The 14362-nt window shown below is 56.7% G+C and carries 13 protein-coding genes; 1 reads left to right on the top strand and 12 read right to left on the bottom strand.

Going from position 1 to position 14362, the window contains the following annotated elements; translation table 11 throughout:
* Positions 1-78 precede the first annotated feature (78 nt).
* From glpK to gpr, 6 genes are all read right to left on the bottom strand, one after another.
* Complete coding sequence (gene glpK, locus E0E37_RS13520; RefSeq protein ID WP_130864478.1) at positions 79-1593, bottom strand: glycerol kinase GlpK; 1515 nt, start codon at positions 1591-1593, stop codon at positions 79-81.
* Between the two features lies 1 nt (position 1594).
* Positions 1595-2890: a radical SAM family heme chaperone HemW gene (gene hemW, locus E0E37_RS13515; protein ID WP_130863528.1), complete on the bottom strand. Its 1296-nt coding sequence runs from the start codon at positions 2888-2890 to the stop codon at positions 1595-1597.
* A complete protein-coding gene (gene lepA, locus E0E37_RS13510; protein WP_130863527.1) occupies positions 2874-4685 on the bottom strand; it encodes a translation elongation factor 4 in 1812 nt (603 codons plus the stop codon). The genes hemW and lepA overlap by 17 nt, the downstream gene beginning before the upstream one ends.
* 87 nt (positions 4686-4772) lie before the next feature.
* Positions 4773-5117: a hypothetical protein gene (locus tag E0E37_RS13505; protein WP_130863526.1), complete on the bottom strand. Its 345-nt coding sequence runs from the start codon at positions 5115-5117 to the stop codon at positions 4773-4775.
* Between the two features lie 96 nt (positions 5118-5213).
* Positions 5214-6359: a stage II sporulation protein P gene (gene spoIIP / locus E0E37_RS13500; protein ID WP_130863525.1), complete on the bottom strand. Its 1146-nt coding sequence runs from the start codon at positions 6357-6359 to the stop codon at positions 5214-5216.
* A gap of 61 nt (positions 6360-6420) precedes the next feature.
* Positions 6421-7308 (bottom strand): GPR endopeptidase, encoded by an 888-nt coding sequence (gene gpr, locus E0E37_RS13495; RefSeq protein ID WP_130863524.1) that lies wholly within the window; start codon positions 7306-7308, stop codon positions 6421-6423.
* A gap of 166 nt (positions 7309-7474) precedes the next feature.
* Between gpr and rpsT the strand changes: the two genes are divergently transcribed.
* Positions 7475-7747 carry a 30S ribosomal protein S20 gene (gene rpsT / locus E0E37_RS13490; protein ID WP_130863523.1) on the top strand — a complete coding sequence of 91 codons (273 nt, stop codon included), beginning with the start codon at positions 7475-7477 and terminating at the stop codon, positions 7745-7747.
* Positions 7748-8049: 302 nt separating this feature from the next.
* On the opposite strand, the gene rpe is transcribed toward rpsT, so the two are convergent.
* The 6 genes from rpe to E0E37_RS13460 all read right to left on the bottom strand — a co-directional run bounded on the left by rpe (position 8050) and on the right by E0E37_RS13460 (position 14348).
* A complete protein-coding gene (gene rpe, locus E0E37_RS13485) occupies positions 8050-8700 on the bottom strand; it encodes a ribulose-phosphate 3-epimerase (protein WP_130863522.1) in 651 nt (216 codons plus the stop codon).
* 31 nt (positions 8701-8731) lie between these two features.
* The gene (gene rsgA / locus E0E37_RS13480) at positions 8732-9610 is read right to left on the bottom strand and encodes a ribosome small subunit-dependent GTPase A (RefSeq protein WP_130863521.1); all 879 of its coding nucleotides are present in this window, start codon (positions 9608-9610) and stop codon (positions 8732-8734) included.
* Positions 9610-11538 (bottom strand): Stk1 family PASTA domain-containing Ser/Thr kinase, encoded by a 1929-nt coding sequence (pknB, locus tag E0E37_RS13475; protein ID WP_130863520.1) that lies wholly within the window; start codon positions 11536-11538, stop codon positions 9610-9612. Before pknB ends, rsgA begins: the two co-directional genes overlap by 1 nt.
* A gap of 80 nt (positions 11539-11618) precedes the next feature.
* Positions 11619-12350, bottom strand: a complete 732-nt coding sequence (locus E0E37_RS13470) for a Stp1/IreP family PP2C-type Ser/Thr phosphatase (protein ID WP_130863519.1) — start codon at positions 12348-12350, stop codon at positions 11619-11621.
* A gap of 12 nt (positions 12351-12362) precedes the next feature.
* Positions 12363-13649 carry a 16S rRNA (cytosine(967)-C(5))-methyltransferase RsmB gene (gene rsmB, locus E0E37_RS13465; protein WP_130863518.1) on the bottom strand — a complete coding sequence of 429 codons (1287 nt, stop codon included), beginning with the start codon at positions 13647-13649 and terminating at the stop codon, positions 12363-12365.
* Positions 13650-14348, bottom strand: coding sequence for a zinc metallopeptidase (locus tag E0E37_RS13460; RefSeq protein WP_130863517.1), 699 nt, complete (start codon positions 14346-14348; stop codon positions 13650-13652).
* Positions 14349-14362 lie beyond the last annotated feature (14 nt).

Genomic DNA, 14362 nt, shown 5'->3' with positions numbered 1-14362 from the left:
TTCCCGCTCTTCCTTCCTGCCCCTGTGCGGCTCTCCGCCCTCAGAGCTGTTCTCCGCCCTCAGAGCTGTTCTCCGCCCTCAGCGCACTTCTCCCCCTTCGGGATCCTGCGCCCAGCTCAGGCTGCAGCGCACTGCCCTGTGCCAGCCTGCCAGCGCCTCCGATCTGCGCCTCTCTTCCATTTGGGGCTCAAAAGTGTGTTCTACCTGCCAGTTTTTCAGAATATCCTCCCGGCTCTCCCAGTAGCCTGCCGCCAAGCCGGCCAGATACGCCGCTCCCAGGGCCGTGGTCTCGATACAGACAGGCCGCTTCACCGGCACACCGATGATATCCGACTGAAACTGCATGAGAAAATCGTTGGCGCAGGCGCCTCCGTCCACTCTCAGCGAGGAAAGCGTTACGCCGGAATCCTCCTCCATGGCGGAAAGCACGTCGCAGGTCTGATACGCCAGGGATTCCAAGGCCGCCCGCACCAGATGATTTCGGTTGGCGCCGCGGGTCAGACCCACCACCGTTCCTCTGGCATAAGGATCCCAGTAAGGAGCCCCCAGCCCCACGAAGGCGGGGACCAGATAAACGCCGTTGGTATCCTCCACCTCCCGGGCCATGGACTCTGAATCGGGGGCGGTCTCCACCAGCTTCATCTCGTCCCGCAGCCACTGAATGGCAGCGCCCGCCACGAACACCGACCCTTCCAGCGCATACTCCACTCTGCCGTCGATGCCCCAGGCGATGGTAGTAAGCAGACCGTTTTTGGAATGAACGGGCTGTTGTCCTGTGTTCATCAGCAGAAAACAGCCGGTCCCATAGGTGTTTTTCGCGCTTCCCGGCTCAAAGCAGGTCTGGCCGAACAGCGCTGCCTGCTGATCTCCCGCCGCTCCGCCGATGGGGATGGGACCTCCGAAGATGGTCTCGTCCGTATAGCCGTAGATCTGGCTGGAGGGCACAGGCTGCGGCAGCATGGCCGCCGGGATATCTAAAAGCTTCAGGATCTCCTGATCCCAGCACAGATTATTGATGTCAAAAAGCATGGTCCGGGCCGCGTTGGAATAGTCGGTGACATGGATCCTTCCCTTTGTCAGATTCCAGATCAGCCACGTGTCCACCGTGCCGAACAGCAGCTCTCCTCTGCGGGCCCGCTCTCTGGCTCCCTCCACGTGATCCAGTATCCAGCGGATCTTCGTGGCGGAGAAATATGCGTCGATCAGAAGTCCCGTCTTTTCCCGGAACATTTCTCCGTACCCCTGAGCTTTCAGCTGGTCGCAGTAATCCGCCGTGCGGCGGCACTGCCAGACCAGCGCGTTGTAAATGGGCAGCCCCGTCTCCCTGTCCCAGACCACAGTGGTCTCTCTCTGATTGGTGATGCCGATGGCCGCGATGTCGCGGAAAGTCGCCTGCACCTTGTACATGGCCTCCTGGGCCACGCCGATCTGAGTGGACCAGATCTCCATGGCGTCGTGTTCCACCCAGCCGGGCTGCGGATAGTGCTGTGTGAACTCCTTCTGCGCCACGGTGACGATCTCGCCCCTGCGGTTGAACAGAATACACCGGGAACTGGTGGTTCCCTGATCCAGTGCCATGATGTACTTACCCATCTTATTCATGCGCGCCTCCTGCTGTCATCAGCTCCCGCATTACTGTATTGGTAAAATCCAGTCCTTTTTTTGTAAAGCGGAGAAAATCGCCCTCCGTCTCAAGCAGCCCTTCCCCCGTGAACCGGCGGACCTGAGGTCCGAACAGTTCAGTCAGGGGCTGTCCGTATCGCAGCTCAAATTCGCTGAGAGAAATGCCGCGGATCAGCCGGAGTTCTGTAAAAAGAAAATCAGATATGGAATCTCTCCGGTCGTTTCGATGCACCTCCTCCAGCCGGTCTCCCCGCTCATAGGCGTCTCTGTCCCCGGTGTTGCAGAATCGCACGCCGCGGATATAGGAGTGAGCCGCCAGCCCCAGCCCGAGATAGTCCTCCATGGACCAGTATTTCAGATTGTGGCGGCACTCGAAGCCGGGCTTCGCGGCGTTGGATATCTCATAGTGATGATATCCCCGCTTTTCCAGCTCCTCCAGCGCTGTATGGTACATTCTGCGGTCCAGCTCCTCCGGGATCTGCGAGAGACTCCCGCTGCAGAACCGGCGGTAAAATTCCGTCCCCTCCTCGATCTGCAGGCTGTAAAAAGAGAGATGCTCCGGCTCCAGAGCCAGGATCTCCGAAAGCGTTTTTTCCCAGTCCTCCAGTCTCTGCTCCGGCACGCCGAACATCAGATCCAGATTGATATTGTCAAACCCGGCGCTTCTGGCCTGCCGCCAGTTTTCCAGCACCGTCTTCCTGTCGTGGATGCGGCCCAGCGTCCGCAGGATGCCGTCGTCCATGGACTGTACGCCCATGCTCAGGCGATTGATGCCCATGCGCCGGTAAGCGGCCAGTTTTTCTGCAGACAGCGTTCCCGGATTGGCCTCCAGAGTGATCTCCGCCTCTCCGCTCACGCGAAACACATTTTTAAGCTCAGCCAGCAGCGATTCTATTAAGTGGGGCTCCAGCAGAGAAGGGGTGCCGCCTCCAAAGAAGACGCTCTCCGCCAGATACCCGCGGATGCCGGGACCCGCCGGTCCCTCGTCCTCCGCAGTCCCCGCCGGTCCCTCGTCCTCCGCAGTCCCCGCCGGCTCCGGTCTCCCGTCGGCCGGTCCCGACTCATCACGGACCTGTCCTGTTTCCCCGCCGGCGCCATACTCCCGGATCTCCCTGATCAGCCCTCGGACGTATCTCTCCTGTTCCTCCTCCGAAGCGCCTCCGAAGGATGTAAAATCACAGTAGGCGCACTTTTGGACGCAGAAGGGAATATGCAGGTAGATCCCCAGTTTGTCCGCGGAAAACAGCTCTTTATTTATTGTCGTCATATTTGAGCACCGCGGTGAACGCTTCCTGGGGGACCTCCACGCTGCCGAACTGCCGCATGCGCTTCTTTCCTTCTTTCTGCTTCTCCAGCAGCTTTCTCTTTCGGGAGATATCGCCGCCGTAACACTTGGCCAGCACGTCCTTGCGGTACGCCCGCACCGTTTCCCGGGCGATGACCTTCTGTCCCACGGACGCCTGAATGGGGATCTCAAACTGATGCTTGGGTATAATGTCCTTCAGCTTTTCACAGACGAACCTGCCTCTGGCGTACGCTTTGGACTCGTGCACGATCATGGAAAAGGCGTCTACCAGCTCTTTGTTCAGCAGGATGTCCATTTTTACCAGATCGGACTTTTCGTAACGGTCAAATTCATAATCCAGCGATCCGTACCCTCTCGTCTTTGACTTGAGCGCGTCGAAGAAGTCGTAGATGACCTCGTTCAGAGGCATATCGTAGTGCAGCGTCACCCGGGTCTCCGTCAGGTACTCCATGTGAAGCATCCTGCCTCTGCGCTCCTGACAGAGCTCCATGATCGCTCCCACGTAGTCTTTCGGCAGCATGATATCCGCCTTGACCATGGGCTCTTCGATGTGATCGATCTCCATAATGTCCGGCAGATTGGATGGATTCTGGATCATCTGCTCAGACTGATCCTTCATGACGACTCTGTAGATCACGCTGGGGGATGTGGTGATGATGCCCAGATCGAACTCCCGTTCCAGCCGCTCCACGATGATCTCCATGTGCAGCAGTCCCAGAAAACCGCAGCGGAAACCGAAGCCCAGCGCCGTGGACGTCTCCGGTTCAAAGAGAAACGCCGCGTCGTTGACCTGCAGTTTTTCCAGGGCGTCCTTCACATTCTCATACTTTTCGCCCTCCGCCGGATAGATGCCGCAGTAGACCATGGGCTGCACTTTTTTATAACCGGGCAGAGCCTCCTCCGTGGGATCGCTGTCCAGGGTAATGGTGTCTCCCACCCGGGCGTCCGACACCTGTTTGATGCTGGCGCAGATATATCCTACGGAACCTGTGGAGAGTTCGGCCACGGGCTGCTGCCCGGGAGCGTTGACGCCCACCTCCGTCACCTCATACTTCTTTTTGGTGTTCATCAGCCGGATCACGTCCCCTTTTTTCACGGAGCCGTCGAATATCCGGGCGTAAATGACCACGCCTTTGTAATTGTCGTAATAAGAATCAAAGATCAAAGCCTTCAGTTTGCCGTCTTCCTGCCCCTTAGGCGCCGGGACCTTGGCCACCACGGCTTCCAGCACGTCCTCGATGTTCAGTCCTTCCTTTGCCGAGATCAGCGGCGCGTCCGACGCGTCGATGCCGATCACGTCCTCGATCTCCTCCTTGGCCTCGTCCGGCCTGGCGCTGGCCAGGTCCATCTTGTTGATGACCGGCACGATCTCCAGATTTTCATCCAGAGCCAGATACACGTTGGCCAGAGTCTGGGCCTCCACCCCCTGGGTGGCGTCCACCACCAGGATCGCGCCCTCACAGGCGGCCAGGCTGCGGGAGACCTCATAGTTGAAGTCCACATGTCCCGGCGTGTCGATGAGATTCAGTATATATTCGTGACCGTCCTTCGCCTTGTAGACCAGCCGTGTGGTCTGCAGCTTGATGGTGATGCCCCGCTCCCGCTCAAGCTCCATATTGTCCAGAAACTGTTCTTTCATGTCCCTGGTGGCCACGGATCCTGTCTTCTCCAGAAGACGGTCCGCCAGCGTGGACTTGCCGTGGTCGATGTGAGCGATAATGCTGAAATTCCTGATATATTGCTGATATGAATTCATATTCCCTCCAAAAAAGTGAGATAGGGTCCTCGGGACGGCTGAATCCGCCCCGTTAACCCTATTAGTATACCATAATTTTTGTTTCCTTTACAAGGTTTGCACGGGAAAAACTACCCGCTGCAGAGGTTCCTCTTCCCCGCTCTCCTCTCCGGAAATGCCCAGCAGTTCCCTCACTCCGGAAGCCGCCGAATCCAGCGCTGCCGTCACGTTTTCCTGGACGTCCTTCCAGCTTTCCGCCACTTCCGCCGCGTTGATCTCCTCCGTTCTCCCAAAGACGGAGACCCGCAGGTTTTCCTCGTCCACACGGCGGACGGAAAGCCCCAGCATTCCTTCCTGATCCATCATATCACTGTAAGCCTGATCTACTTTCAGCACTCCGGCCGTCCCCGCAAACACCAGCAGAAACAGCAGCAGTTTTTGTCCTCCGCTCATCCGATCACCTGTATCCCTTATCTTTTGTTTTGTCCGTTGAATGGGCCGTTTTATTGCCTGTCTATCGGGGCGCATCCCGCTGCTCCGCCGCTGTCGCTATTGGGGCGGATAATCTTTCAAGTACGCCTCGATAATATCTGCGAAATATTTGCCGGTCAGCTTCACCTGATCGATGGTATTTTCATTGTTTCCCACCTCCAGAAGCATGGCCTGATCGCATATGTACTGATTGAACCGGTATTGCTTCTCGATGATCTTTCCCGCCATGCCGGGATACAGCTTATCCGCCTCCGCGTTGATCCGGTTGGCAAACAGATGAAGTTTTTCCACGTTGGCGTTCCCCTTCCCGATGACCAGGCTATAGGTCGCCGCCTTGTTCCCGTTCACGTTGACGGTCTTGCCCACGTTTCCGCTGTAGCTGGCGGCGTCCCTGTGAAGGTCTATGACGATCTTGATGGAGGGATTTTTCGCCAGATAATTTTTCGCCGTCTGTATGGACCGGTCATAGGATTGGTTGTAGGATGGATTGTCGTGGATCGTTTTGTCATGGATCACGGGGATCCCCTTCGCTTCAAGGGCCTTCGTCAGTTCGTTTCCCACCTCCCGTACCGTGCCATCCTCCCCGATCGAGTGGAAATTTCCCTCGGTGACAGGCTGGTAGGACTCTGTGGCATGGGTGTGGTAGATCAATACCAGCGGTTTTTTGCTTTCTTCCGTATCTAATACCGGCACTTCTTTTGGTTTTTCCTGCTCAGCGGCGGCTTGAAGCTCCTTTTCCGCGCCTGCCGCATCCGCGCCGTCTTTCTCTTCCTGTGTCTGCGTTTCGTCCTTCGCTGTCTCTCCCCCCGGCTGCGTTCCCGCATTCGCGGAGAGCCCGGGCTCTTCGCTCTCCCCTCCGATAAAAGGAAAAGTCCGGTCGATCATGGCTTTCAAAATGCCGGGCTGTCCCTCCGGCTCTCTGGCTGCCGGACCGGCCCCGCCGCCCTCTGCCGTCCCCTGATCCTCTGAGAGACCTGCGGAACCCTCCGCCGGCTCTGCCGACGTTTCTCTGGCGTCGCTGCCCCTTGAAATAACGGGGAATGCATTTTCGATGCACTGCTGCGCCACCAGCTGTTCCGCCTGTGTCTCCTGCCCATCGGCCGACGCGCTTCCCTGGGACAGCCAGGCCAGAAATCCGCCCGCCAGAAGTACCCAAAAAAGAACCGACATCAGGATCAGGTGATTGTGTGATTTTCGTCTCATGCTTTGTCCTCCTTGCCCTTGGCCGCCTTTGTCAGCCAAAGGCGGTCTCCGGGCCGTTCCTTTAAGAGTATATGCCCGGATGCAGCGCAATATTTATGGCAGAAGCAATTATCTCCGAAAAATCGTGGATCACTTCGTCGATGTCTGTGGGCGTAACGATCATGTCCAGTTTTGCCTGCTGAATATAATCCTCCGCTCTGTCCGCGTCCGACAGATAATCGGCCAGAGAATCCAGCACCATGGACCCTGCGTCGATGACGGTGGGCACTCCCACGGCTACTACTTTTCTGCCCATGGATTCAGAAGTCAGCACCTTGCGGTGATTTCCCATCCCCGCTCCCGGCGATATGCCTGTGTCGGTGATCTGGATGGTGGTGTTGATCCTCTCAATGCTTCTGGCCGCCAGAGAGTCGATCACCAGTATCACCTCCGGATCGGTGATCTCCGCCGCCCCGTAGATCAGATCTCCGGATTCCATGCCGGTAGACGCCATGACGCCCGGATTCAAGGCGCTGACGTTGGCCTGGTCGTCGTCCCCTTCCACCTCATAGTGGAGAAACAGATGTCTGGTCACGCGGATCTTGGACACCGTGTGGGGCCCCAGCGAGTCCGGCGTCACCTTCTCATTTCCCAGTCCTACCACCAGCACTTTCAGATAGTGGTGAAACGGGATCAGCGCCGTCAGTTCCGCCGCCACCGCCCTGGCCGCCATCTCCTTGATCTCCTCCGACCCGTTCACTCCACCTTTGATCTCCACAGTAATATATCTGCCCTGCGGTTTATTCATGATGGCGCTTCCTCTCTCGTCCTCGATGGTGATCCTGGTCACGGTCACATCGTCTCCGTACCGTTCCGCCTTGACATTGACGCCGGGGATCTGACTGCCCTCCCCGTTTCCCTCTTCAAACATCTCCTTATTTTCTATGGCCAAATCCGTTCTGCGAATCATGTTTCCTTCATCCTCTCCTCAAATACGGCTTCCAAAGGGCCGCAACGCCCCGCCGCCGCATGTTTTTCGCTGTTTTTTTCATTCAGTCGTATTTTTCCCTTGCAATTTTCAATCTATTCGTATATACTTCAAATTGCGATATTTTACGAAAGTGGGGTGAAACAATATGGCAAACATTAAATCTGCAAAGAAAAGAATCAGTGTTATCGCAAAGAAAACGGCTGCCAACAGAAGAGTTAAAGGTCATCTGAAGGGTATTATCAAGAATTTTGATAAGGCTATCGCTGCCGGCGATCTGAACACTGCGGCTGAGAAGCTGGCTCTGGCGGAAAAGAAACTGAATCAGGCTGCGGCCAAGAAGACTATTCATAAGAATATGGCTTCCAGAAAGGTTTCCAGAATGAACAGAGCTTACAACAAAGCGAAGAAGGCAGAATAATCTCACCCGTCCCCACACCGTGCATAAGTTAAATGCACACAAGCTGTATAGCGCGAAAAACCAGGATGTGTCTCCCTGGTTTTTTTGTTGCGCCGATTTGCGCCGATCTTGTTTTGGCGGGCAGGCATACGCCGGAAGGACTCAATTTCCGGCAAACGCCCTGCCCCCGTCATTGGAAAACAGGCGGAAACACAAAAAAAACAGCGGCCTTACCGGCCGCTGACCGGTCTGCCGCTGTGCGCGCGCCAGGGACGCGCTCTGTTCCGTTCCGTTCGTTCTTCTCTTTTCCTCTCATCCCAGGTCTACATCAGCGCCAGGAATTCCTTCACTCTCGCGGAAATATCCGGGGCCCCGAATACGGAGGAACCGGCTACGATGAGATCCGCTCCCGCCTCCGTCAACTGGGAAACATTCTGCAGACTGACTCCGCCGTCCACCTCGATGACCATGCGCGGGTTTCTCTCCGCCTTCATGGCAGCCAGGGTCCTCAGCTTGTCCATTGCAGAGGGAATAAACTTCTGTCCGCCGAACCCCGGGTTCACAGACATGACCAGCGCCATGTCCAGATCCTCCAGAACATATTCCAGAACCGACGGCGGAGTAGCGGGGTTCAGCGCAACCCCGGCTTTTACGCCGAAAGATCTGATCAGCTGGATCGTCCGGTGCAGGTGGACGCAGGCCTCCGCATGGACCGTTATGTACTCCGTGTTCTCAGTCACGAAGGATTCGATATACCGGTCGGCGTTTTCGATCATCAGGTGGACGTCAAAGGGAAGTCCCGTCTTTCCCAGCAGACTTTTCATCACCGTGGCCCCATAGGAGATATTCGGCACGAAATGTCCGTCCATCACATCTACGTGGATCACGTGAGCTCCTGCCTCTTCAATAGTCTTGACTTCTTCTCCCAGCCGGGAAAAATCCGCCGATAAGATCGACGGCGCTAATCTGTTCATCTCTTCCATTCCTCCGTTTTCTCAGTCCGTTTCACCACTTCTTCTTACTCCGGATCATGCGGATAAACTCCTCGTAGGAGGCATAGCGGGAGGGATGGATCTTCCCCTCCGCCAGCGCCTGGCGCACGGCGCAGTCCGGCTCTTTCAGATGTCTGCAGTTGTCGTAGCGGCACTGCCCCGCATAAGGCTCCATCTCAGGAAACAGATAGGCCAGCTCTTCCTCCTCCGCCTCCAGCACGTCAAAGGACGTAAACCCCGGCGTGTCAAACAGCATGCCGCCTCCTTCCACCGGAAACAGTTCCGCGTGCCGCGTGGTGTGCTTTCCCCGGCTGGTCTTTCTGCTGATCTCCCCTGTCTCCATGCGGGTCCCGCCCAGAATACGGTTCAGGAGCGTGGATTTTCCCACGCCGGAAGGTCCGGCCAGCGCCGCCTGCCTGCCGTAGAGGGCTGTTTTCAGTTCTTCCACCCCGTCGCCCGATCTGCCGCTGACCAGGTAGACAGGATAAAGTTTTTCGTAGATCTCTTTCAATTCCGCCAGTTTATCTTTTTTGGCCAGATCAGTCTTGTTGAGACAGAGCACCACCTCTGTCCGCTGCTCTTCCGCCATGACAAGGAACTGGTCCAGTACCAGCAGATTGGGTTCAGGTTTTGCAGCCGCAGTGACGATGACGAAGCAGTCCACGTTGGTCACTGGAGGGCGGATAAAGGCGTTTCTGCGGGGCAGGATCTCGTCGACCACGCCCTTTTCCTCCCCGTCTTCCTCCCGGAGCGTCATCTTCACCCGGTCCCCCACACAGGGGGTCACGCCGTCTTTTCGAAAGATGCCTCTGGCTCTGCACTCATGCACAGAGCCTACATCCGTCTTCACATAGTAAAAGCCTCCGATGCCTTTTACGATGGTTCCTTCCATTATTTTACTTCCCCGCTGTCAAAGTCTATCGTATACTGAAGGACCAGCTCGTTGTCGAACCAGATCTGCACCGTGCCCTTGCCGCTGCCGGACACGCTGAGGATCTCTGACCCGTCTTCCTTATATCTGGTCTCGCTGCTGATGGGCGTGCTTACCTGTCCGTTTTCCAGTGAAACGATGACAGACATATTGAAAATATCATTCTTGGCTTTGTCGAAGGGCACGTCGATGGCCACGCTGTTCACCTGGCCCGCCGCTCCCTTGCTGATCGTGAGATCGATGGCTGTACCCCGGGCCACGGTGGCTCCGCCGGCTACGCTCTGATCGATGACCTTATTCTTCGCGTATGCGCTGCTGTAATCTTTATCCGTGCTGCCCAGCTTGAGCCCGGCCTTGACGATCTCGTCCTTGGCCTTGTCCAGATCGAATCCGATCAGGTTAGGCATGGTGATCTCGGAAGTGTCCTCGCCGCTGCTGACAGTCACGTTGACTCTCGCGCCTTTCTCCGCCTCCGTCCCGCTCTTGGGGTTCTGATCCAGAATAATGCCTTTCGGCCGGTCGCTGCTCTCCTCCGTGGTGCTGCCCAGAACAAAGCCGTATTGCTCCAGCTTATATTCCGCGTCGGAAATGGTGCTTCCCGTAATATCCGGAATGCTGTTGTTTCCCTTCTGTCCCTTGCTGATATTGACGGTGATGGTCTTGCCTTCCTTCACCTCGGCTTCCGCCTTGGGCGTCTGGGAAACGATCTGGCCCGCTTCGTATTCGTCGCTGTTGACCTCCAGATCCACCTGCAGCTTCAGCCCCATCTCTTCCAGCTCCGCCGTGGCTTCCGCCTCCGTCTTTCCTCTCAGGTCCGGTACGGTGAGTACCTTGGGCGCCGTGAGATTTTGAATGCCGGCGTAGATCAGGCCGCTGAGCGGCACCGCGCAGACCAGCGCCAGAATAATGGCCCCCATCTTCAGTTTATTGATCCTGAACTTTTTCTTCTTCTTGTCTTTTCCCATATCCTCTTTTACCCCTTCTTTTGGTTCCGTCTTCGTCACCTTCTGTCCCGGCGTCACTGTGAGCGCCGTTTCATCCGTCTCGCTTCCCCCGCGGACGGCCGGATGATAATTGGCCAGATTCAGAGCTGTCAGCATTTCATCCGCGCTTTTATAGCGGTTGACCTGATACTTGCTGGTGGCCTTCATGACGATCGCCTCCACATCCGGAGGAATACTGGGCACAATCTGCGAGGGAGGAACCATTTCCTCGTTCATGTGCATCACGGCCACGGCCACGGGATTGTCCGCGTCGAAGGGCACCTTTCCCGTCAGCATCTCGTAGAGCACGATCCCCAGAGAATAGATATCGGACTTCTCGTCCACATAGCCGCCTCTGGCCTGCTCCGGCGAGAAGTAATGGACGGACCCCATGATGGTTCCCGTCTGGTTGCCCACGATGGTGGCGTTGCTGATGGCCTTGGCGATGCCGAAGTCCGTTATCTTCGCCACCCCATCCTCGGTCATGAGGATGTTGTGAGGCTTGACGTCCCTGTGTATGATGTGATTCTTATGGGCCAGACTCAGGGCGGAAGCGATCTGCTTCGCCACAGAAACGGCCTTTCTGGGGTCCATGGCCCCCTCTTCCCGGACGAGATCCGACAGCACCTTCCCTTCTATGTACTCCATGACAATGTAGTGGATATTTCCCTCTTTGCCCACGTCGTACACATTCACGATATTGGGATGGGTCAGGCTGGCGGCTGCCTGGGATTCCCTGCGGAAACTTTCGATGAACTTCAGATCCTTTGTAAATTCCGGCTTGAGGATCTTCACCGCCACGAACCGGTTGAGCAGACGGTCCCGCGCCTTATAGACGACGGCCATCCCCCCTTCACCGACTTTTTCGATCAGCTCATATCTCCCGGCGAGTATTCTACTGCTCATATAACTCCTCCTGTGACTTTCTCTCCGTATTTTCTGAGTATCCTCAAATTTTCCTTCACTGCTGTCCTGATCAGACCCGTTTATATTTTAATACAGATGACGGAAACATTGTCTTTTCCGCCCCGTTCGTTTGCCATCTTTACAAGCTCGCCCGCCAGTCCGTACATGGACTTGCGCGCCAGCGCCGTCTCGCAGATCTCCTGATCTGTGAGTTCTCCGAACAGACCGTCGGTACACAGGATGAGCATATCCCCCGGATACGTCTCAAACTGGAAGAAATCCGGCACTACTTTCCGTTCTCCCCCCACTGCCCGTGTGATCATATTTCTGCTCGGGTGATGCTCTGCTTCTTCCTTCGTAATGCTTCCGGCCCGCAGAAGCTGATTCACATACGTGTGATCCTCCGTGATCTGAAAGATCCGCCTGTCGCGGATCAGGTAGGCCCTGCTGTCGCCCACATTCACGATGTAGGCCTTATTGTTTTCACTGAGATAGGCGATGACCGTCGTGGTGGCCATGCCCGCGTTTTCCGGATCGCTGTGCGCCTTCTCATAGATCAGGCGGTTTGCTTCCGATAGACAGTCTGTGAAATAATCGCGCAGACGATTGTCGTCCGTGATCTGCCGTATGGGATGCAGCGCCACGTACTCGGCGATATTTCCCACGGCCAGGCGGCTGGCCAGTTCCCCTGAGTTGTGACCGCCCACTCCGTCCGCCACGATGTAAAGCTTTTGTTCGGGCAGCACAAACAGGGCATCCTCATTGTTGCCCCGTTTCATTCCCTGATCTGTTTTAAAGCCTGCGGTCACCATTGATTATCCCCTCTATTCTCTCCCCTTTTTCTCCATTTTGCAGATAAAAAATCCGTCCAGCCCATCCTCGAAGGGAAAGATCTGCCGCTGACTTTTCACGGCGAAATCCTCAGTCCCGCTGAGAAACGCAGCGACGACCTCCTCGTTCTCTCTTCGGTTGACCGTACACGTGCTGTACACCAGCACGCCCCCCGGCCGGACGTACTGCGAGGCTGTCTGCAGGATCCTGAGCTGCTTTTCCGGCAGCGTTTCCTCTTCTGCCTCCTCCTTGTATTTGATCTCCGGTTTCCGCCGGATCACTCCCAGCCCGGAACAGGGCGCGTCCACCAGGACCCGGTGGGCTTTTCCCAGAAGCTCCCGGTCGGTGGTCTCCCCGTCGAACTGTTTTGTCTCGATAATATGGATCCCCAGACGCCTGGCTTCGGCCTGGATCAGCCGGAGCTTCTTCTCATAGACGTCCCGGGAATAAACTTTTCCGCTGTCTCTCATGCGCTCCGCCGCAAAGAGACTCTTGCCCCCCGGCGCCGCGCACACATCCACCACAGTCTCCCCCGGCTGTGGGTCCAGCGCTTCCACCGCCAGCATGGAGCTCTCGTCCTGAACAGAAAAAGCGCCCTCCTGATAGAGACTGCTTTCCAAAAGCTGCCCGCCGGACACGCGCAGCGCCTCCGGCACCGCTTTTCCAGGACTCACCGCAGCTCCCTCTTCCAACAGCCGCCGCGTCAAGACCTCCGGCGTGATCTTCAGACGGTTTGCCCGCAGAGAGAGCTCCGGACGTTCGTTTCCCGCCGCCAGCAGCTTCTCGCAGACCTCCCTGCCGTACTGGGAGAGCCAGAGCCGGACGATCCACGGAGCGCAGGAATATCTCACAGACAGATATTCCGCAGGGTCCTCCCCCTCCTCCGGCAGCGAAAGTTCATCCTTTTTTTTCAGGTAAGAGCGAAGTACGCCGTTGATAAAGCCTTCGCGTCCCCTGCAGAATGCTTTGGCCAGTCTCACGCAGCCGTCCACCGCCGCGTAATCCGGTACGGAATCCATAAATGCGATCTGGTAAATACCCATCCGCAGAAGGACCCGGACCGCCGGTGATAGCCGGGCTTTCGGATTTGCCAGAAGCTGACGGGCCATGTGATCCAGCCACAGTTTCCGCTCCAGAACGCCGTAGGTCAGCTCCCGCACAAAGGCGGGAGAATCCGGTTTTTCCGCCTCCATATAGTGGTTCAGAGCCAGATTGGAATAGGATTCCTTCGTCTCCACATCTCTCAGAACCAAAAACGCTGTCTTGCGGTTTTTATCCACTTAGTCACGCCCTCTCATGGCAAGAATACGGATCAGATTGGCCACAGCCATGGCCAGCGCCGCCACGTAGGTCAGCGCCGCGGCGGAGAGCACCTTCTTCGCCCCTTCGTTTTCCTCCGGATACAGGATCTCCATCTCCGAAAGCTGCGCCAGCGCCCGCCTGCTGGCGTTGAACTCCACCGGCAGCGTGATCAGCTGAAAGATCACCGCTCCCAGAAAGAACAGTACGCCGATGCCGAACACCACATTTCCCGAAGAGGAACGCCCCAGCATCAGTCCAACGATCAGAAGCGGCCAGGCCAGATTGGAGACAAGCGATACCAACGGCGCTATCGCGTTGCGCAGCATCAGCGGCATATAGCTTCTCCCGTGCTGGATGGCATGTCCCGACTCGTGGGCTGCGATGCAGGCTGAGGCGATAGACGCCTCCCTGTAGACTGCCGGCGAGAGCCGCATTACGCCCTTTCTCGGATCGTAGTGATCCGAAAGCCTGCCCTGGGTCATCTCCACGGTCACGCCGGTGAGCCCGTTTCTGTCCAGTATCATCCGCGCCACCTGGGCGCCCGTCAGACCTCTGCGGCTCATCACTCTCGCATACGTAGCGTATGCGGAGTTCACCCTGCTCTGGGCAAACATGGTGAGTATGATGGCCGGCAGCAAAAATATCATCGAACTATAATATCCATATCCATAAAACATATTTATACCTCCCC

The organism is Bacilliculturomica massiliensis, from assembly GCF_900605495.1.
Classification (GTDB): Bacteria; Bacillota; Clostridia; order Peptostreptococcales; family Anaerovoracaceae; genus Bacilliculturomica; species Bacilliculturomica massiliensis.
This window is presented reverse-complemented; position numbering and strand designations above follow the sequence as displayed.